The organism is Pseudomonas tumuqii (genome assembly GCF_013184545.1).
Taxonomy (GTDB): domain Bacteria; phylum Pseudomonadota; class Gammaproteobacteria; order Pseudomonadales; family Pseudomonadaceae; genus Aquipseudomonas; species Aquipseudomonas tumuqii.
The window spans coordinates 184,853-203,243 of sequence record NZ_JAAOJA010000005.1; the positions used below are offsets into that span (position 1 = coordinate 184,853).

General features: G+C 64.9%; 19 protein-coding genes. 5 read left to right on the top strand and 14 right to left on the bottom strand.

The features are described 5' to 3' along the window. The 9 genes from G9C89_RS11745 to glyQ form a co-directional block, all read right to left on the bottom strand. Entirely contained in the window at positions 1-621 is a 621-nt protein-coding gene (locus G9C89_RS11745) for a lysophospholipid acyltransferase family protein (RefSeq protein WP_172148071.1), read from the bottom strand. Between the two features lie 9 nt (positions 622-630). After that, on the bottom strand, positions 631-1,086 hold the full coding sequence (locus G9C89_RS11750; RefSeq protein WP_172148072.1) for a hypothetical protein: 456 nt from the start codon (positions 1,084-1,086) through the stop codon (positions 631-633). Continuing rightward, a complete protein-coding gene (locus G9C89_RS11755; protein ID WP_172148073.1) occupies positions 1,076-2,431 on the bottom strand; it encodes a phosphatase PAP2/dual specificity phosphatase family protein in 1,356 nt (451 codons plus the stop codon). Before G9C89_RS11755 ends, G9C89_RS11750 begins: the two co-directional genes overlap by 11 nt. Next, complete coding sequence (locus G9C89_RS11760) at positions 2,431-4,185, bottom strand: bifunctional alpha/beta hydrolase/class I SAM-dependent methyltransferase (RefSeq protein WP_172148074.1); 1,755 nt, start codon at positions 4,183-4,185, stop codon at positions 2,431-2,433. Before G9C89_RS11760 ends, G9C89_RS11755 begins: the two co-directional genes overlap by 1 nt. Before the next feature lie 10 nt (positions 4,186-4,195). Next, entirely contained in the window at positions 4,196-4,819 is a 624-nt protein-coding gene (locus G9C89_RS11765) for a CDP-alcohol phosphatidyltransferase family protein (RefSeq protein WP_172148075.1), read from the bottom strand. Between the two features lie 268 nt (positions 4,820-5,087). Beyond that, positions 5,088-5,861 (bottom strand): lysophospholipid acyltransferase family protein, encoded by a 774-nt coding sequence (locus G9C89_RS11770; protein ID WP_172148076.1) that lies wholly within the window; start codon positions 5,859-5,861, stop codon positions 5,088-5,090. A gap of 37 nt (positions 5,862-5,898) precedes the next feature. Continuing rightward, a complete protein-coding gene (gene gmhB, locus G9C89_RS11775) occupies positions 5,899-6,429 on the bottom strand; it encodes a D-glycero-beta-D-manno-heptose 1,7-bisphosphate 7-phosphatase (protein ID WP_172148077.1) in 531 nt (176 codons plus the stop codon). Positions 6,430-6,539: 110 nt separating this feature from the next. Further along, the gene (gene glyS / locus G9C89_RS11780) at positions 6,540-8,594 is read right to left on the bottom strand and encodes a glycine--tRNA ligase subunit beta (RefSeq protein ID WP_172148078.1); all 2,055 of its coding nucleotides are present in this window, start codon (positions 8,592-8,594) and stop codon (positions 6,540-6,542) included. Beyond that, the gene (gene glyQ, locus G9C89_RS11785; RefSeq protein WP_172148079.1) at positions 8,591-9,538 is read right to left on the bottom strand and encodes a glycine--tRNA ligase subunit alpha; all 948 of its coding nucleotides are present in this window, start codon (positions 9,536-9,538) and stop codon (positions 8,591-8,593) included. Before glyQ ends, glyS begins: the two co-directional genes overlap by 4 nt. An 83-nt stretch (positions 9,539-9,621) precedes the next feature. Between glyQ and G9C89_RS11790 the strand changes: the two genes are divergently transcribed. From G9C89_RS11790 to G9C89_RS11805, 4 genes are all read left to right on the top strand, one after another. Next, positions 9,622-10,176, top strand: a complete 555-nt coding sequence (locus tag G9C89_RS11790) for a DNA-3-methyladenine glycosylase I (RefSeq protein ID WP_172148080.1) — start codon at positions 9,622-9,624, stop codon at positions 10,174-10,176. A gap of 91 nt (positions 10,177-10,267) precedes the next feature. Further along, the gene (locus tag G9C89_RS11795; RefSeq protein ID WP_172148081.1) at positions 10,268-11,155 is read left to right on the top strand and encodes a lysophospholipid acyltransferase; all 888 of its coding nucleotides are present in this window, start codon (positions 10,268-10,270) and stop codon (positions 11,153-11,155) included. A 99-nt stretch (positions 11,156-11,254) separates the two neighbouring features. Then, positions 11,255-11,518, top strand: coding sequence for a PilZ domain-containing protein (locus tag G9C89_RS11800; protein WP_172148082.1), 264 nt, complete (start codon positions 11,255-11,257; stop codon positions 11,516-11,518). Between the two features lie 365 nt (positions 11,519-11,883). Then, positions 11,884-12,543: a 7-cyano-7-deazaguanine/7-aminomethyl-7-deazaguanine transporter gene (locus G9C89_RS11805; protein WP_172148083.1), complete on the top strand. Its 660-nt coding sequence runs from the start codon at positions 11,884-11,886 to the stop codon at positions 12,541-12,543. Positions 12,544-12,584: 41 nt separating this feature from the next. On the opposite strand, the gene G9C89_RS11810 is transcribed toward G9C89_RS11805, so the two are convergent. From G9C89_RS11810 to def, 5 genes are all read right to left on the bottom strand, one after another. Beyond that, on the bottom strand, positions 12,585-12,908 hold the full coding sequence (locus G9C89_RS11810; RefSeq protein ID WP_172148084.1) for a tetratricopeptide repeat protein: 324 nt from the start codon (positions 12,906-12,908) through the stop codon (positions 12,585-12,587). Positions 12,909-13,000: 92 nt separating this feature from the next. After that, a complete protein-coding gene (gene trkA, locus G9C89_RS11815) occupies positions 13,001-14,374 on the bottom strand; it encodes a Trk system potassium transporter TrkA (protein ID WP_172148085.1) in 1,374 nt (457 codons plus the stop codon). Next, positions 14,371-15,699, bottom strand: coding sequence for a 16S rRNA (cytosine(967)-C(5))-methyltransferase RsmB (gene rsmB / locus G9C89_RS11820; RefSeq protein WP_172148086.1), 1,329 nt, complete (start codon positions 15,697-15,699; stop codon positions 14,371-14,373). The genes trkA and rsmB overlap by 4 nt, the downstream gene beginning before the upstream one ends. Continuing rightward, entirely contained in the window at positions 15,696-16,640 is a 945-nt protein-coding gene (fmt, locus tag G9C89_RS11825; protein WP_172148087.1) for a methionyl-tRNA formyltransferase, read from the bottom strand. The genes rsmB and fmt overlap by 4 nt, the downstream gene beginning before the upstream one ends. Positions 16,641-16,697: 57 nt before the next feature. Then, the gene (gene def, locus G9C89_RS11830; RefSeq protein WP_172148088.1) at positions 16,698-17,204 is read right to left on the bottom strand and encodes a peptide deformylase; all 507 of its coding nucleotides are present in this window, start codon (positions 17,202-17,204) and stop codon (positions 16,698-16,700) included. Between the two features lie 152 nt (positions 17,205-17,356). Between def and G9C89_RS11835 the strand changes: the two genes are divergently transcribed. Beyond that, complete coding sequence (locus G9C89_RS11835; RefSeq protein WP_172148089.1) at positions 17,357-18,382, top strand: LysM peptidoglycan-binding domain-containing protein; 1,026 nt, start codon at positions 17,357-17,359, stop codon at positions 18,380-18,382. The last annotated feature ends 9 nt before the right edge of the window (positions 18,383-18,391 follow it).

The following is an 18,391-nucleotide window of genomic DNA, read 5'->3' on the forward strand; positions in this document are numbered from 1 at the left end:
TCAAGCCTCCTCGGGCGCCATGGCCAATAGGGCATTACGGGCGCGTTCGAGGAACGCCTCCTTGCTCTCCGTTTCCAGCGGTTGCAGCGGCGCACCGAAGCTCAGGGTGCACAGCAGCGGCAATGGCAGCGCCCTGCCCTTGGGCATGACGCGGCTGAGGTTGGCGATCCATACGGGGATCAGCTCGACCTGCGGTCGCGCCCGGGCCAGATGGAAGAGGCCGCTCTTGAACGGCAATAACCCCTCCTCCAGGTTGCGTGTGCCCTCGGGAAACAGGATCAACGAATCGCCGTTATCCAGGGCATCGAGCATGGGCTGCAGCGGGTTGCTGTGGGCGGAGCCGCGCTCGCGGTCGATCAGCACGCCGTTGAACACCTGGTGGATCAGATAGCGGCGCAAGCCGTCGCGCTGCCAGTAGTCGGCACCGGCCACCGGGCGGGTGCTGCGCCGCAGCTCCGGCGGTAGCGAGGCCCAGAGCAGCACGAAGTCGCCGTGGCTGCTGTGGTTGGCGTAGTACAGCCGCTGCACCGGTTGCGCGGTGCAGCCGAGCCAGAGGGCGCGGGCGCCGGTAAGCAGGCGCGCGGCTGAGGTAATCGCAAAGGCGGTCAGGGCAGCGAGCATGACGATTCCTTATCCAGTGATTGAAAGCCAAGGCAGGCCGAGCACCATCGATACGGCCAGCAACAGTTGCGCGAGCAGCGAGAGTGCCTGCAGGCGTAACAAACGCAAGGCGCCGCGACTGCGCTCATCCCAGCTGCGCGCCGTCAGGTTCGCTGGTCGCAGGCCGAGCCGGGTGAGCGCCTGATCGAGATCGAGGGTACGCAGCGCCAGGTGCTCGGCGTCGTCCGCCAGGCGCTGGAAGAACTCGGCATCCAGGGCCACCCGCAACGCCCAATACTTTTCGGCCAGCCCCGGCAGCACCAGCAGCGCGCAGAACAGGGCGCTCAAGGGCTGCGCCGGGGCGCCGAGCAGCGGTGCCAGGCCGATCGCCAGGCCGAGCAGGCTGACTGCGCTGGACAGCCGATCCAGCGCCTTGCCCCGGCGCAGCAGGCTGGCCAGGGTAAACAACTGCATTTCAGTAGCCATGGGCAGTTGCCAAGGCCGGTGTCGCGCCGGCGCTCAGTTGCTGCATGTCCGTCAGCGCGCGCTGATGGGCCTCGCTCAGCACCACCTGCGGGCGCGCCCGGCGCAGCCGTGCGAGCGCCTCGTTCAGGTTCTGACAACGGCCGCTGTGCAACAACCAGGCGGCTACCGCGGTGGCACTGCGCGAATAGCCGAGCGCGCAATAGACCAGCAACGGACCCTGCTGACGCAGCGTTTCGATTGCCTGTGCGGCGGCCAGCAGCGTGTGCGCGTTGGGTACCGTGAGATCGAGTACCGGCAGCGAGCGATAGGCCTTGGCCGGTGCTCGCCTTGGCAATTCGGCGCAGAGATCCAGCTGGGCATGAAAACGCTCGGTCTGCCCTGCCGCGGGAATGCGCCCGAGCCAAACCCCCTCGCCGACTTCATCTGCATACGGATGCTTTCGCGTCCACAGACGTGAGTTGAGCCAGGCGGCGGCCAGGTAAGGCGCGAACAGCCAGCAGGCGGCGCTGCTCAGGCGGCCGCTGGCATCCTTCTGAAAGCCTGCCGCGTCGAACAGTGCATAGTTCAGGGCCACCAGCAGCAAGGAGAAGCCCGGCCATAACAGCCATAACCAGGCGCCGCCCAGATTCACCGCCACAGCCGCCATCAGCGCTACGCCGAAGCCATAGCGCAACGCCAGGCGCCAGCGCTGCGGATCGCGCGCCAGTTGCCAGTGCAGCAGCGGGCTGGAACCGCGATGCGGCCAGAGCCAGACGCACAGCCAGCCGGCCAGCACGCCGGTGGGCACATCGATGAAATGATGCTGCCAGGTGGTCAGCACCGACACGCCAATCAGCAGGAACCAGCCATGCAGCAACACCCGGTACAGGCCCGTGGCATAACGGGCGAAGCACACCCAGAGCACCACCAGCAGGGCGATATGCAGGGAAGGCGCCTGGTTGAAGGGTTTGTCGAAGCCCATCAGCACATCGAACAGGGTGCCGAACAGGCCAACCAGTTCCGGCCGCCCGAAGGTGAAACGCAGCGGCCAGAGCAGGAACGCGGCGATGCACAGCAGTTGTACGCTGAGTAATCGGAGGCCGTGGCGATCCATTTCTCGCCGTGTCGCCGGCAGCAGAAAGGACAGGCCATATAGCAGGTCAATCGACCAGTAAGGCACGATGGTCCACGGCCATAGCGGTATCCGGCTTTCCCAGGCGAACACCAGGGTGCCGACGTCCGCCCGCTGAGCGCTCAGCCAGTTGGCGAAGCCGTAGCTGGCGAAGAACAGCGGCGCCAACAGCAGCAGCCAGAGCAGGCCGCGCTTCCACAGCCCCGCTTCGCGGCTAACCGCGGCGCTTGCCATCAGGACACCCGCTGCGCCAGGCAGACGCTGAAGATGCCCCACTCATCGATGCGTTGGGTCAGCTTGCGGAAACCCGCGGCCTCGACCAGTTGGTCCATCTCCGCCTGACTGCGCCGGCGCATGACCCAGGCTTCGCCGCCGCGGTGGCTGGTCAGGGCGCGGGCGATCAGCTCCAGCTGCGGGTGCCAGGGTTGCCCGGTGTAGACCAGATAACCGCCCTCTTCCATCGCCGCCGCCAATCCGGCCAGGGAGTCGCCGACCATCTGGTTGCTGCCGAATAATTCATACAAACCGGAGACCACCGCCAGGGTTGGCTGGGGATCGAGCGCGGCCAGGTCGTCGCGGTCGAAGGCGTCGCCTTTGACGAAGCGGGCGATATCGCACAGGCCCTTCTGTTCGATCAGCGCGGCGCCGTCGCGCACATTGATATCGCTGTAGTCGCGCAGCAGGATCGAGTCGGGCTGCTGCATGCCTTCCAGGGCTTCGAGGATATAGCGGCCGTGGCCGGCGGCAATATCGACGATGCGCACGGCTTCGCCCTGCACGCGCTGCTTGGTCATGGCCAGGCGCAGCAGTTCCTCGGCGTGCACTTTGCGTTGGCGGATGCCGCGCCAGCCGATGGAGTTCAGGTAGTTCCGGTCGATCAGCTTGCCGAGCGCCGATTTGCCGCTGGGCCGGTTGCGGTAGACGTAATCGAGGGTGCTGCCGGAGTCGAAGCCGGTGTCGAAGCCCAGCTTGATCCCGTCGGCCAGCTTGCTGCCGAACTTGAGGCCGGCGCGGGTGGCGCGCCAGTAGAGGTCGCGCAGCGAGTTAGGCGGCAACGGCGCGGCCAGGCTTTCGGCCTCGGCGCAGGTCGCGCCCAGGCAGTCGGCATCGAGCAAGCAAGGACGTGCCACCGGCTCCTCGAAACAGCGCAGGAGAAAGCGCCGGGCGCGGCTCAGGGCGTGGCTGCGCTCGCGTTCGCCGAGGGTGTCGTGGAAGAAGCCGGGCAGGATGTGCTGCTCCTTGCGCAGGCTGCCGAGGCGCTCGAAGAACTGCTCCTGGGGTTTGCGCTGTACGACGAAGTCGGCACCGGAGATCAGCAGCTGTGTGGGAATCTGGATCGCCTGGGCATCGGCCACCACCCGCTCGGCGGCCTCGTACAGGCCGAGCAGCATATTCACCGAGATCGCCCGGGTGATCAGCGGGTCGTTATCGAAGGAGGCGATACGCGCTGGATCATGGCTGAGGTACCTGGCTTTGACGTAGCTGTTAACGAAGAAATTGCCGCGCCAGGTGCGCATCAGCTTGAGGCCGCTGCGGGCGAAGGGCACGTAGAGCTTGACCTTGAAGGCCGGCGAGGCGAGCACCAGGGCGCGAATCTTCGGCGCGTAGTCATGGGCCCAGGTCGCGACCAGCACGGCGCCGACGCTCTGCGCCAGCACGGCGAGCTCTTCCTCGGCCAGCCCATGCTGGGCGCCGATGTGGTCGATAAAGGTCTGCACGTCGCGCGCGCTGGTGGCGAAGCTCGGGCTGTCACCGCGTTCGCCCGGCGACAGGCCATGGCCGCGGGCATCCCAGGCGAAGAAAGCGAACCCGGGCATGTCCAATTCGTCGACCAGATGGGCCATGCGCCCACCATGCTCGTGGCCGCGGTGGAACATCACGATGGCCCGCTTAGGCGCGGCAGCGTCGGCGACCTCGGCAGGCCAGTGGCGATAGAACAGCTCGACGCCGTCATGGGTGGTAAAGCGCAGTTCCTGGGCTTCGCGCATCGAGATATCCCTATTTCGAGTCAGTCGGTTGTGCCGCCTCGGCCAGGCCTTGGCGCACGCGGTTGTAGAGGGTGTAAAGCAGCAGGGCGAGAATCACCGCGAGCAGGCCGTCGATCCAGCTGGGCGGCAACAGGCCGCTGGCCACCCCGGCGCCGAGCACGCCGAAACAGAAGGCCCGGTCGCTCTTGCCCATGGGCCCGTCGTAGCGGCGCGAGGCGCCGACCATCGGCCCGAGTACGCCGGCGTATTCGCTGATCAGGGCCAGCAGCACCACCACTACCACCAGCAGCGGCGAGACGCCGGGCAGCAGGGCAAAGGGCAGGTACAGGGCGCTGTCGGCGACCAGGTCGCAGAGTTCGTTGAGGTAGGCGCCGAGCTTGGATTGCTGGCCGAACTCGCGGGCGAGCATGCCATCCACGGCGTTGAGCGCCATGCGCAGAATCATCCATAGCGGGATCAGGGCGAACAGCCAGGCGTGTTGGTGCAAGGTCGCCAGGAGGATGCCGAGCAGCAGCGAAATCATGGCCGCCGCCAACGTTACCTGATTGGCGCTCACGCCTTTGTCGTAGAGGTGCTTTACGCCGGGGCGCAGCAGGTTCTGGAAGTGTGGTTTGAGTTGGTATATGGACAGCATCGGCCTGAAGTCCCTTTCAGCGCACATGAGTGGCGAATAGCTTAGCCGCTTTGTGTGTCCCGTTGTCGACGAAGATCGCGTGTCGGTGCCCGATTGGCGCAACGGGTGAAAACTTATACCCAGCCGGCGAGCTGTCCCTGCTCGGGGCAAAGATATTAATAATCAGCTAGTTACGCAGGATAAAGGGGTTTTACCGCTATTTCGCCCACAGCTTATCCACAGTTTTTCAAAAAGCTTGGCGGACTCGGATGCCCGCTCCGCCAGTGCTCTAAGCGCTTTCGTGCAGGTTGCAGGCGGCGCCTTCGGCGGCCAGGGCGCCGATATCGCGCTGTGCCTGGCTGATCCAGGCGAAGGCGCGCTCGTTCAGCTCGGCAATCGCCCGCGGGCCTGTGCCTTCAGCCTGCATGACCGGGCCTATCACCACCTGGATGGTGCCGGGGGTCTTGCCCCAGCCTTCCTTCGGCCAGAACTCGCCAGCGTTATGGGCGATGGGCAATACCGGCAGGTTGGCGTTGACCGCCAGGGAGGCGCCGCCACGGGAGAATTTGCCGATCTGGCCGGTGGCAATCCGCGTGCCTTCCGGGAAGATCAGCACCCAGGCGCCCTGCTCCAGGCGCTCGTGGCCCTGTTTGGCCAGTTGCTTGAGCGCGGCCTTGGGGTTGCTGCGATCGATGGCGATGGGTTTGAGCATGGCCATGGCCCAGCCGAAGAACGGCACATAGAGCAGCTCGCGCTTGATCACCTGGCTCAGCGGCTCGAACAGCGCCGAGAGGAAGAAGGTCTCCCAGGTGCTCTGGTGCTTGGCGAGGATCACACAGGGCCGCTGCGGGATGTTCTCCAGGCCTTTGACTTCATAGCGGATGCCCAGCACCACCTTGGCCAGCCAGACAGCGCAGCGGCACCAGGTCTGATTGACGAAACGGTAGCGTGCCCGAAACGGCAGGAAGGGCGCGACGAATACGCTGAGGATGCACCAGAAGCAGGCGCTGACAGACAGCAACAGGTAGAAAAGGAAGGTTCTGATGGTCTGCATTGTCGACATGGGAGCGTTTACCGTCAGCAGGCTGGGCCTGCTTCATTCAGTGGATAAGTTGGCTGGCGACCGCCGCCAGATCATCGAATACCAGGGTGCCTGCCGGCAATGGCTGGGCCAGGGTCAGCAGGCCCTTGCCGGTCTTGACCAGTACCGGCTGACAACCGACGGCCAGCGCGGCTTTGAGGTCACCGCTGCTGTCACCGACGAACCACACCCCGGCCAGGCTGACGCCGTAGTGCGCGGCGATCTGCCGGAGCATACCGGGCTTTGGCTTGCGACAGTCGCAACCGTCATCCGGGCCATGCGGGCAATGCACGATCAGCCCCAGTTCACCGCCCTGTTCGGCGACCAGTTGGCGCAAGTGCGCGTGCATCGCGTCGAGTGCGGCCTGATCGTAATAGCCACGGGCCAGGCCCGACTGGTTGGTGGCCACCGCCACCGTCCAGCCGGCCCTGGACAGGCGCGCGATGGCCTCGACGGCACCGGGCAGCGGAATCCACTCGTCGAGGTTTTTGATATAGGCGTCGGAGTCGTGATTGATCACGCCGTCGCGGTCGAGAATCAGCAGTTTCATGGGACGTCCATGGCCGGGTGGCGGTGTTGGCCGCCACCCGGCGAAGGGTGATGATGGGTATCGCCGAGCTCAACCTGCGCGGCCCGACCCATCCTACGATCAGGCAAGCGTCAGCCCAGCACCGAGATATCGGCCACGCCGAGGAACAGGCCACGCAGTTTGGCCAGCAGGGCATAGCGGTTGGCCCGCACCGCCGGATTCTCGGCGTTGACCAGCACCGACTCGAAGAAGGCGTCCACCGGTTCGCGCAGGCCGGCCAGTTGCGCCAGGGCGGCGCTGTACTGCCGCGCCTCGGCCAGTGGCTGCACGGCCTGTTCGGCCTGCTGGATGGCGGCGTTGAGGGTGAACTCGCTCGGCGTATCGAAGTGGTGGGCCTGGATGCTCGCGGCGACCTGGCCCTCGGCCTTGCCCAGCAGATTCGACACGCGCTTGTTGGCGGCGGCCAGGGCGGCCGCTTCAGGCAAGGTGCGGAAGGCCTGCACGGCCTGCACGCGCTGGTCGAAGTCCAGCGGCGAGACCGGATTGACCGCCCGCACGGCCTGATAGACGGCGACCTCGACGCCTTCGTCTTCATAACGCGCGCGCAGGCGGTCGAAGATGAAGTCCTGCACCTGAGACGCCAGCTCGCCGGCTTTGACCTTGCCGTCGAACTGTTCGATGGCGAAGGCGATGGTGGCCGCCAGATCCAGATCCAGCTGTTTCTCGATCAGGATACGCAGCACGCCCAGGGCGGCGCGCCGCAGGGCGTAGGGATCCTTGCTGCCGGTGGGCAGCATGCCGATGCCGAAGATGCCGACCAGGGTGTCGAGCTTGTCGGCCAGGGCCACCGCGGCGCCGGTCAGGGTGCTCGGCAGCTCGGCGCCGGCACCGCGCGGCATGTATTGCTCGTTGAGCGCCAGGGCGACGTCTTCCGGCTCACCGTCATGCTGGGCGTAATAGTAGCCGGCGATGCCCTGCATTTCCGGGAACTCGCCGACCATCTCGCTGGCCAGGTCGCACTTGCACAGCAGGCCGGCGCGCGCGGCGCGAGTAGCGTCGCCACCGACGCGCTGGGCGATGAAGGCGGCCAGGGCGGACACCCGCTTGGCCTTATCAAAGACCGAGCCGAGCTGGGCCTGGAACACCACGTTGGCCAGGCGCTGGTTGAAGGTCTCGAGCTTGTGCTTCTGGTCCTGCTTGAAGAAGAACTCGGCGTCGGTCAGGCGTGGGCGCACCACCTTCTCGTTGCCGGAAATGATCTGCGCCGGGTCCTTGCTCTCGATGTTGGCCACGGTGATGAAGCGCGGCAGCAGCTTGCCGTTGCCATCGAGCAGGCAGAAGTACTTCTGGTTGTCCTGCATGGTGATGATCAGCGCTTCCTGGGGCACCTCGAGGAAGCGCTCCTCGAAGGAGCAGACCAGCGGCACCGGCCATTCGACCAGGGCGCTGACTTCATCGAGCAGGGCTGGCGGTACTATCGCGCTGCCCTGCTGTTCGCTGGCCAATTGCTCGATACGCGCGGCGATCTGCTGGCGGCGCTCGGCGAAATCGGCGATCACATAGGCGCTGCGCAGGTCTTCGGCGTAGTTGGCCGGCGTGGAAATACGCACGTCCTGATTGGCGTGGAAGCGGTGCCCACGGGAGACCCGGCCGGACCTCTGGGCGAGGATTTCGCAGTCGATCACCGCATCGCCGAACAGCATCACCAGCCACTGGCTCGGCCGGACGAATTCGGTCTTGCGCGCGCCCCAGCGCATGCGCTTGGGGATCGGCAGCTCGTTCAGCGAGGTCTCGACGATGCCCGGCAGCAGGCCGGCGGCGGCCTGGCCGGGGATGCGCTGGCTGAATCTCAGCTTGGCGCCGCTGCGGTCGATCTCGGCCAGGTCGACGCCACATTTCTTGGCGAAGCCCAGCGCCGCCTGGGTCGGCTTGCCTTCGGCGTCGAAGGCGGCCTGCAGCGGTGGGCCATCGAGGTTCTGGGTGCGATCGGCCTGTTGCTCTTCAAGTTGCTCGACCAGCACCGCCAGGCGACGCGGCGCGGCGTAGTAGCGCACCTGGCCATAGCTCAGCCCGGCGCCTTTCAGGCCTTTTTCGATGCCGGCGAGGAAGGCTTGGCCCAGGGTGTTCAGGGATTTCGGCGGCAGCTCTTCGGTGCCCAGTTCAACCAGAAAATCGTGCGCACTCATTCTGCTGCCTCCAGCTTGGCCAATACTTCATCACGCAGGTCGGGGGCGGCGAGCGGGAAGCCGAGTTTGCGCCGCGCCTGCAGGTAGCTCTGCGCCACGGCGCGGGCCAGGGCGCGTACGCGCAGGATGTATTGCTGGCGCGCGGTCACCGAAATGGCCCGGCGCGCATCCAGCAGGTTGAAGGTGTGCGAGGCCTTGAGCACCATCTCGTAGGTCGGCAGCGGCAGCTCCAGCTCGATCAGGCGATTGGCTTCCGACTCATAGAAATCGAACAGCTCGAACAGCTTGTCGACGTTGGCGTGCTCGAAGTTGTAGGTCGACTGCTCCACCTCGTTCTGGTGGAACACATCGCCATAGGTGACGGTGCCGAACTGGCCGTCGGTCCACACCAGGTCGTAGACCGAGTCGACGCCCTGCAGGTACATGGCCAGGCGCTCGAGGCCGTAGGTGATCTCGCCGGTCACCGGGTAGCACTCGATGCCGCCGACCTGCTGGAAGTAGGTGAACTGGGTGACTTCCATGCCGTTCAGCCAGATCTCCCAGCCCAGGCCCCAGGCGCCGAGGGTCGGCGATTCCCAGTTGTCTTCGACGAAACGGATGTCGTGCACCAGCGGGTCGATGCCGATGGCCTGCAGCGAGCCGAGGTACAGCTCCTGGAAGTTTTCCGGGTTGGGTTTGAGCACCACCTGGAACTGGTAGTAATGCTGCAGGCGGTTGGGGTTCTCGCCGTAGCGGCCGTCGGTGGGGCGACGGGAGGGCTGCACGTAGGCGGCGTTCCAGGTCTCCGGGCCGATGGCGCGCAGGAAAGTGGCAGTGTGGAAGGTGCCGGCGCCCACTTCCATATCGTAAGGCTGCAACACCACACAACCTTGCTCGGCCCAGTATTGCTGCAGGACGAGGATCAAGTCTTGGAAGGTGCGCACGGCAGGCGTAGTCTGGCTCACGGAAAATTCACCTGTTGGGGCTGCGACAGAAAGGGCGGGAGTATACCCCAATCCACGCGGCCTCCACTGCCCAGGAAGGCCCTATGCCCCGCTGCTTCTGGTGTACCGACGACCCGCTCTACCAGGCCTATCACGATCAGGAATGGGGCGTGCCGCAGCGCGATCCCCAGGCGCTGTTCGAGTTATTGCTGCTGGAGGGCTTCCAGGCCGGCTTGTCCTGGATAACCGTGCTGAAGAAGCGCGAACGCTACCGCGAGGTGCTGTTCGGCTTCGATCCTGAGCGCCTGGCGGTGATGAGCGATGAGTACCTGGAAAGCCTGATGCAGGACCCTGGGATCATCCGCAATCGCCTGAAACTCAAGGCCGCGCGGCAGAACGCCCAGGCCTGGCTGCGCCTGGAGGATCCGCTGGCGCTGCTCTGGTCGTTCGTCGGTGGCGCGCCCAAGATCAACCACTTCAGCGAGCGCAGCCAGATGCCGGCCGTCACCGCCGAGGCCGAAGCCATGAGCCGCGCGCTGAAGAAGGCCGGCTTCACCTTCGTCGGCCCGACCATCTGCTATGCCTATATGCAGGCCACGGGCATGGTCATGGACCACGCCACCGATTGCGACCGCTATGCCGTGCTGTGCCGTGCCTAGCGGGAATGGCGCCCACCCTAAGTCCTTGGCGGTGCCCAGCCCTGGCCACTCTTGGTTACACTAGGCACCTTTTGCCCTTGCGGAGTTGTCTGTGGAAAAGCTCAAAGGTGCCTTGGTGGTGGGGTTTTTGCGCCTGTTCGCCCTGCTCCCCTGGCGTGCGGTGCAAGGCTTGGGTGCGGCCATCGGCTGGCTGATGTGGAAGCTGCCGAACAGCTCGCGCGAGGTGGTGCGGATCAACCTGGCCAAGTGCTTCCCCGAGCTGGGCGAGGCCGAGCGCGAGCGCCTGGTCGGTCAGAGCCTCAAGGACATCGGCAAGACATTCACCGAAAGCGCCTGCGCCTGGATCTGGCCGGCACAGAAATCCATCGGCCTGATCCGTGAGGTCGAGGGCCTGGAAGTCCTCGAGGAGGCCCTGGCCAGTGGCAAGGGCGTGGTCGGCATCACCAGTCACCTGGGCAACTGGGAAGTGCTCAATCACTTCTACTGCGCCCAGTGCAAACCGATCATTTTCTACCGGCCGCCCAAGCTCAAGGCGGTCGACGAACTGTTGCGCAAGCAGCGGGTGCAGTTGGGCAACCGGGTGGCGCCCTCGACCCGTGAAGGCATCCTCAGCGTCATCAAGGAAGTGCGCAAAGGCGGCGCCGTGGGCATTCCCGCCGACCCCGAGCCCAGCTTGTCGGCGGGCGTGTTCGTGCCCTTCCTGGGCACCCAGGCGCTGACCAGCAAATTCGTGGCCGGCATGCTCACCGGCGGCAAGGCCCGCGGGGTGTTTCTGCATGCCCTGCGCCTGGCCGATGGTTCCGGCTTCAAGGTGATCCTCGAGGCCGCGCCGGCGCAGATGTACAGCGAAGATGTGGATACCGCGGTGGCGGCGATGAGCGCGGTCATCGAGAAATACGTGCGGGCTTACCCGAGCCAGTACATGTGGAGCATGAAACGCTTCAAGAAACGCCCGCCAGGCGAGCAGAAGTGGTACTGAGTGGAGGCGCCCAAGCGCTGCCTTCTCAATGTTAGTGCTCGGCGTTTCCAGGATTTTGCGCTATTAATCGCAGCTCACCCGCACAGGACGGTCACCACTATGCCCAGTCAGCGCCAGCATCCACGTACCTCGATGAAGTGCCGGATCAAGATCTGTCACCCGAGTTTCGGTGAAGTGGTGGCGCAGACTCGTGACCTTTCCGATGGTGGTGTCTACGTCAAACACCCGGATCTGCTGGCCCTGCCCCAGGGCACGATAATCACGGGCCAGGTGCAGGACCTGCCGATCGAGGCGCCGGTGCTGCACATGGAAGTGATGCGGGTGGACGCCGAGGGTATCGGCCTGCGCTTTATTGAGAGCTAGTGAAAAAACTCTCGCCTACTGCGCCCGCCCCCTGGCGCCCGCTGCTGGCGTTGCGCTACGCGAACGGAGCGCAGCGGAGTAACAGCCGCAGGCTGGCCCGCAGGGCGAGCGAAGCGAGTCAAAACAGGGTCATTTAGCTCACTAAACTCCCCCATTTTTCGCGTAACGCGCCTTGCCGCGAACACCAGGAGACGCTCTCGCTACGGCGCTCGATATTTTCACAACCTCTGAGCGTTGACCGGCTGTCCGCGGTGCGGATAAAACTTATCCTGGCGGTCAAGAAAACGCTAGAATGCCGCGCGGTTGACAGTTTCCCGCCGCGGCAATGGGTTCCCTAACCCCATCTCATTCAAAAAGGACATGCCATGCCCTCGGTTTCTACGACGATCTGGCGCCCGGCTCTGGCCGGCCTGATCGCCTTTCACATGCTGATCATCATTGCCAGCAACTACCTGGTGCAGCTGCCCATGAGCCTGTTCGGCTGGCAGACCACCTGGGGTGCGTTCAGCTTTCCGTTCATCTTCCTGGCCACCGACCTCACCGTGCGCCTGCTGGGCAAAGGTCCGGCGCGCCAGGTGATCGCCAGGGTCATGCTGCCGGCACTGGTCGCCTCATATGGGGTGTCCGTGCTGTTCCAGAGCGGCAGTTTCGCCGGCCTTGCCGCCTTGCAGGAGTTCAACCTGTTCGTCGCCCGCATCGCCCTGGCCAGCTTCATCGCCTATGTCCTCGGGCAACTGCTGGATATCCAGGTATTCGATCGCCTGCGCAACCTGCGGCAATGGTGGGTGGCCCCGGCCGCCTCGACGGTGCTGGGCAACCTGCTGGATACCTTCGCCTTCTTCTCCATCGCCTTCTGGCACAGCAGCGAGCCGTTCATGGCCGAGCACTGGGTCGAGATCGCCAGTGTGGATTACGCGATCAAGCTGGCGGTCAGCCTGCTGCTCTTCGTGCCGCTCTACGGCATGCTGCTCAACGCCATCGCCCGGGCCGTGCCCAAGCGCCAGGCGCTGTCTTGCCGAGGTTGATGGCGGCGCAGCCGCCAGCCGGGTGATCGACTGCTGGTGAGCTACTCGGGTTGCTGCTGGCGTTTGTCCAGCTTGCGCAAAAATACCGTCATTTCCTTTTCCGCCTGCTTGTCGCCATGCTCGCGGGCCGCCTGCAGGCCCTGCTCCCAGGCCTGGCGGGCGGCCAGCGGTTGCTCGGCGGCCAGCAGCGCCTTGCCCAGCAGCTTCCAGGCGGCCGAATACTTGGGGTCGAACTCGACGCAGCGCTGCAGGTGGTCGGCGGCGCGCGCCGCTTCGCCGGCATCCAGATAGCCCTTGCCCAGGCCGAAGCGCAGCAGGGCATTGTCCACGCCCTTGGCCAGCATTTTTTCCAGGGATTCGAGCATAAAACCTCCGAGTAGGAGCGGGGGGAACGCCTAGTTCGATGCCCGCGAGCCGGGCAACCCAAGAGCTTCGCGGGCATGGCCCGCTCCTGCGCTTAGAAAAACGTCAGGCCGACCTGGAACAACCGCTCGGCATCGCGGATGTACTTCTTGTCCACCAGGAACAGGATCACGTGGTCGCCGGATTCGATCACGGTGGCGTCGTGGGCGATCAGCACTTCCTCGGCGCGGATGATCGCGCCGATGGTGGTGCCCGGCGGCAGCGGGATGTCCTTGATGGCGCGGCCGACCACCTTGCTCGACTTGGCGTCGCCGTGGGCGATGGCCTCGATGGCTTCGGCGGCGCCGCGGCGCAACGAGTGCACACTGACGATATCGCCACGGCGCACGTGGGTCAGCAGGGTGCCGATGGTAGCCAGCTGCGGGCTGATGGCGATATCGATCTCGCCACCCTGGACCAGGTCGACATAGGCCGGGTTGTTGATCAGGGTCATCACCTTGCGCGCGCCGAGACGCTTGGCCAGCAAGGACGACATGATGTTGGCCTCGTCGTCGTTGGTCAGGGCGAGGAAGATGTCGGCGTCGCTGATGTTCTCCTCGACCAGCAGATTCTTGTCCGAGGCGCTGCCTTGCAGGACCACGGTGCTGTCGAGGTTTTCCGAGAGGTAGCGGCAACGCGCCGGGTTCATCTCGATGATCTTCACCTGGTAGCGGCTCTCGATGGCCTCGGCCAGGCGCTCGCCGATATGCCCGCCGCCGGCGATCACCACCTTCTTGTAGCTGACCTCGAGGCGGCGCATCTCGCTCATCACCGCACGGATATGGCCCTTGGCGGCGATGAAGAACACCTCGTCGTCGGCCTCGATCACGGTATCGCCCTGGGGAATGATCGGCCGGTTGCGGCGGAAGATCGCCGCCACCCGGGTGTCGACGTTGGGCATGTGCTCGCGCAGTTGGCGCAGTTGCTGGCCGACCAGCGGGCCGCCGTAGTAGGCGCGCACGGCCACCAGCTGGGCCTTGCCTTCGGCGAAGTCGATCACCTGCAGCGAGCCGGGGTATTCGATCAGGCGCTTGATGTAGTTGGTCACCACCTGTTCCGGGCTGATCAGCACATCGACCGGAATCGCTTCGTTGTCGAACAGGCCGGAGCGGGTCAGGTAGGCGGCCTCGCGCACCCGGGCGATCTTGGTCGGGGTGTGGAACAGGGTGTAGGCCACCTGGCAGGCGATCATGTTGACTTCATCGCTGTTGGTCACCGCGATCAGCATGTCGGCATCGTCCGCACCGGCCTGGCGCAGCACCGTGGGGAAGGAGCCGCGGCCCTGCACGGTGCGGATATCCAGACGGTCGCCGAGGTCGCGCAGACGATCGCCGTCGGTGTCGACCACGGTGATGTCGTTGGCCTCGCTGGCCAGGTGTTCCGCCAGGGTGCCACCGACCTGGCCGGCGCCGAGAATGATGATTTTCAAGCGATCACTCCTGTAGAGGGGGAAGACGCGGCGATCTTGCTCAGCTTGGCATAGTAGAAACCATCGTGGCCGTCGATTTGCGGCAGCAGCTGGCGACCATGGGCTGGTTGCAGACCGAAGTCAGCGCTTATCTGCAGCTCGCGTGCGCTTGGCGTACGGGCGAGAAAGGCGGCGATGGTGTCACTGTTTTCCATGGGCAGCACCGAGCAGGTGGCGTACAGCAGGATGCCGCCGACTTCCAGGGTCGGCCACAGGGCATCCAGCAACTCGCCCTGCAACTGGGCCAGCGCTGGAATATCCGCGGCCTGACGGGTCAGCTTGATGTCCGGATGGCGGCGAATCACCCCGGTGGCGGAGCACGGCGCGTCGAGCAGAATCCGCTGGAACGGCTGGCCATCCCACCAGGCCGCAGTATCACGACCATCGGCGGCGATCAGTTCGGCGTCGAGGTTGAGGCGCTTGAGGTTTTCGCGCACCCGCACCAGGCGCTTTTCTTCCAGATCCACCGCCACCACGCCGGCCAGTGCGGGTTCGGCTTCGAGCAGGTGACAGGTCTTGCCGCCCGGCGCGCAGCAGGCATCCAGCACCCGTTGCCCGGGTGCCAGTTCGAGCAGCCCGGCGGCCAGCTGTGCGGCTTCGTCCTGCACGCTGACCCGGCCTGCGGCGAAGCCCGGCAGGCTGGTGACATCGCACGCCTGGAGCAAACGGATGCCGTCACGGCTATACCGGCAGGGCTCGGCGGCAATGTCGGCGGCGTGCAGCTCGGCCAGGTAGTCATCGCGGCTGCCGAGGCGCCGATTGACCCGCAGGATCAGCGGCGGATGGGCATTGTTGGCCGCGCAGATGGCCTCCCATTGCTCGGGCCACTGGGCTTTCAGGGCTTTCTGCAGCCAGCGGGGATGGGCGCTATGCAGCACCGGATCGCGATCCAGGCTGGCAATAATGCTTTCGCTGTCGCGCTGGGCATTGCGCAGCACGGCATTGAGTAGGCCCTTGAGCGAAGGCTTCTTCAGCTTGTCGACACAGGCCACCGTCTCGCCGATGGCGGCATGGGCCGGAATACGGGTGTAGAACAGCTGATACAGGCCGATCAGCAGCAACGCCTCGACGTCACGATCGACCGCTTTGAAGGGTTTTTGCAGCAGTTTCTCGGCGATCAGCGCCAGGCGCGGCTGCCAGCGTGCGGTGCCGAAGGCCAGATCCTGGGCCAGGCCGCGGTCGCGCTGCTCGACCTTGTCCAGCAGCGGCGGCAGGCTGCTGCCCAGCGAAGCCTTGCCATTGAGCACCACAGCCAGGGCGCGGGCGGCAGCGAGGCGCGGATTCATAGGCCGAGCACCAGGCCGGCGGCGAACTGCTCGCGGCGGCTGTTGTACAGGTCACTGAAATCAAGCGCCTTGCCGCCCGGCAGTTGCAGGCGGGTCAGGCGCAGTGCGCCTTGGCCGCAGGCCACCGTGAGGCCCTGTTTGTCGGCCGCCAGTATGCTGCCGGGGACACCGCTGCCCTCGCCCAGCTCGGCGGCATGCACCTTGAGCGCTTCGCCATGCAGCGTGCTGTGGCAGATCGGCCAGGGGTGGAAGGCGCGGATCAGCCGCTCCAGCTCCACGGCCGGGTGTGCCCAGTCCAGGCGTGCCTCGTCCTTGTTCAATTTGTGCGCGTAGGTCGCCAGGCTGTCGTCCTGCACCTCGCCTTGCAGCGTGCCGGCAGCCAGGCCGGCGATGGCCTCGATAACCGCCTGCGGGCCGAGGCTGGCCAGGCGGTCGTGCAGGCTGCCGCCGGTGTCGTCGGCGGCGATCGGCGTGCGCACTTTCAACAGCATCGGCCCGGTATCCAGGCCGGCTTCCATCTGCATCACGGTGACCCCGGACTCGCTGTCGCCGGCTTCGATGGCACGCTGGATCGGCGCGGCGCCGCGCCAGCGCGGCAGCAGCGAGGCGTGGCTGTTGATGCAGCCCAGCCGCGGGATATCCAGCACCGCCTGCGGCAGGATCAGGCCGTAGGCCACGACCACCAGCAGGTCGGGCGCGAGCGCGGCCAGCTCGGCCTGGGCGGCCGGGTCACGCAGGGTCTGCGGTTGATAGACCGGGATCTCGCGCTGCACCGCGAGTTGCTTGACCGGGCTGGCGGCGAGCTTCTGTCCGCGGCCGGCCGGGCGATCCGGCTGGCTATAAACCGCAACGATCTGGTGCGGGCTATCTAGCAGGGCCTTGAGGTGTTCGGCGGCGAACTCCGGGGTGCCGGCAAAGACGATGCGCAAAGACTCGGACATGGATTCTCACTGCTAGAAAGAAAAAGGCTTGCCGCAGCAAGCCTTTATAGATGTGGCTCAAGCCTGCTGGCGATGTTGCTTTTCCAGCTTCTTCTTGATGCGGTCGCGTTTGAGGTTGGACAGGTAATCGACGAACAGCTTGCCGTTGAGGTGGTCGCATTCGTGCTGGATGCACACCGCGAGCAGGCCTTCGGCGATCAGCTCGAAGGGCTGGCCATCGCGGTCCTGCGCCTTGATCCTGACTTTCTGCGGGCGGTCGATGTTTTCGTAGAAGCCCGGCACCGAGAGGCAGCCTTCCTGATACTGCTCCACCTCGTCGGTGAGGGTCTCGAACTCGGGGTTGATGAACACCCGCGGTTCGCTTCTGTCTTCCGACAGATCCATCACTACCAGACGCTTGTGCACGTTGACCTGGGTCGCGGCCAGGCCGATGCCCGGCGCTTCGTACATGGTTTCAAACATGTCGTCGATCAGCTGACGCAAGGCGTCGTCGACCGTGTCCACCGGCTTGGCGATGGTGCGCAAGCGTGGATCGGGAAATTCGAGGATGTTCAAGATAGCCATATGCGTTTGTGATGCACTTGTGGAATAAAGTCAAAATCCGCTGCTAAGATGATGAGCAGCATTGAAAAACGGCTTCACGCCGCAGTACTACTGGGTTTAGTCGCGGCGCTAGGGCGCTCCACGTGAAGGCACATAATAAAGGGATTCACCGCATGAGGAAATCACTACTCGCCCTGCTATTGCTTGCCGCTAGCGGCTTGGCCCAGGCCGAAGTGCAACTCAAGGACGGTCACCCAGACCGTTATACCGTGGTCAAGGGCGATACCCTCTGGGATATTTCCGGGCGGTTTCTCAGCCAACCATGGAAATGGCCGGAAATCTGGCACGCCAACCCGCAGGTGGCCAACCCGCATCTGATCTATCCCGGCGATCAACTCAGCCTGGTCTATGTCGATGGCCAACCACGCCTGATGCTCAGCCGTGGCGAGTCGCGCGGCACCATCAAGCTGTCGCCGCAGGTCCGCAGCACGCCGATGGCCGAAGCCATTCCGACCATTCCGCTGGAGGCGATCAATAGCTTTCTGCTGAGTAACCGCATCGTCGATACCCCCGAAGCATTCGAGAGTGCACCCTATATAGTCGCCGGCGACTCCGAGCGTGTGGTCAGCGGTGCCGGCGATCGGGTCTATGCCCGTGGGGTGTTCGATGAAACCGCACCGGTATATGGCATCTTCCGTCAGGGTAAAACCTACATCGATCCGGACACCCAGGAGTTCCTCGGGATCAACGCCGATGACATCGGTGGTGGCGAGATCATTGCCGAAGAAGGCGATATCGGCACCATGAACCTGGCGCGCTCGACCCAGGAAGTGCGCCTTGGCGACCGCCTGTTCGCCACCGAAGAGCGGGCGATCAACTCGACCTTCATGCCCAGCGAGCCGAGCAGCGAAATCAACGGTTTGATCCTCGACGTCCCGCGCGGCGTGACCCAGATCGGCCAATTCGACGTGGTCACCCTGAACAAGGGCGCGCGTGATGGCCTGACCGAGGGCAACGTGCTGGCGGTGTACAAGACCGGTGAAACCGTGCGCGATCGGGTCACCGGCGACGCGGTGAAGATCCCCGATGAGCGGGCCGGTCTGCTGATGGTGTTTCGCACCTACGACAAGCTCAGTTATGGCCTGATCCTCGGCGCTAACCGCCAGCTCGCCGTGATGGACAAGGTGCGTAACCCGTAACGTCCCCGA

Coding starts and splice junctions, on each gene's coding strand:
- glyS (WP_172148078.1), bottom strand. CDS start 8,594: ATGAGTGCGCACGATTTTCTGGTTGAACTGGGCACCGAAGAGCTGCCG.
- G9C89_RS11750 (WP_172148072.1), bottom strand. CDS start 1,086: ATGGCTACTGAAATGCAGTTGTTTACCCTGGCCAGCCTGCTGCGCCGG.
- G9C89_RS11745 (WP_172148071.1), bottom strand. CDS start 621: ATGCTCGCTGCCCTGACCGCCTTTGCGATTACCTCAGCCGCGCGCCTG.
- def (WP_172148088.1), bottom strand. CDS start 17,204: ATGGCTATCTTGAACATCCTCGAATTTCCCGATCCACGCTTGCGCACC.
- G9C89_RS11810 (WP_172148084.1), bottom strand. CDS start 12,908: ATGCTCGAATCCCTGGAAAAAATGCTGGCCAAGGGCGTGGACAATGCC.
- G9C89_RS11805 (WP_172148083.1), top strand. CDS start 11,884: ATGCCCTCGGTTTCTACGACGATCTGGCGCCCGGCTCTGGCCGGCCTG.
- G9C89_RS11800 (WP_172148082.1), top strand. CDS start 11,255: ATGCCCAGTCAGCGCCAGCATCCACGTACCTCGATGAAGTGCCGGATC.
- G9C89_RS11765 (WP_172148075.1), bottom strand. CDS start 4,819: ATGCTGTCCATATACCAACTCAAACCACACTTCCAGAACCTGCTGCGC.
- fmt (WP_172148087.1), bottom strand. CDS start 16,640: ATGTCCGAGTCTTTGCGCATCGTCTTTGCCGGCACCCCGGAGTTCGCC.
- G9C89_RS11755 (WP_172148073.1), bottom strand. CDS start 2,431: ATGGCAAGCGCCGCGGTTAGCCGCGAAGCGGGGCTGTGGAAGCGCGGC.
- G9C89_RS11835 (WP_172148089.1), top strand. CDS start 17,357: ATGAGGAAATCACTACTCGCCCTGCTATTGCTTGCCGCTAGCGGCTTG.
- gmhB (WP_172148077.1), bottom strand. CDS start 6,429: ATGAAACTGCTGATTCTCGACCGCGACGGCGTGATCAATCACGACTCC.
- G9C89_RS11790 (WP_172148080.1), top strand. CDS start 9,622: ATGCCCCGCTGCTTCTGGTGTACCGACGACCCGCTCTACCAGGCCTAT.
- rsmB (WP_172148086.1), bottom strand. CDS start 15,699: ATGAATCCGCGCCTCGCTGCCGCCCGCGCCCTGGCTGTGGTGCTCAAT.
- G9C89_RS11760 (WP_172148074.1), bottom strand. CDS start 4,185: ATGCGCGAAGCCCAGGAACTGCGCTTTACCACCCATGACGGCGTCGAG.
- G9C89_RS11770 (WP_172148076.1), bottom strand. CDS start 5,861: ATGTCGACAATGCAGACCATCAGAACCTTCCTTTTCTACCTGTTGCTG.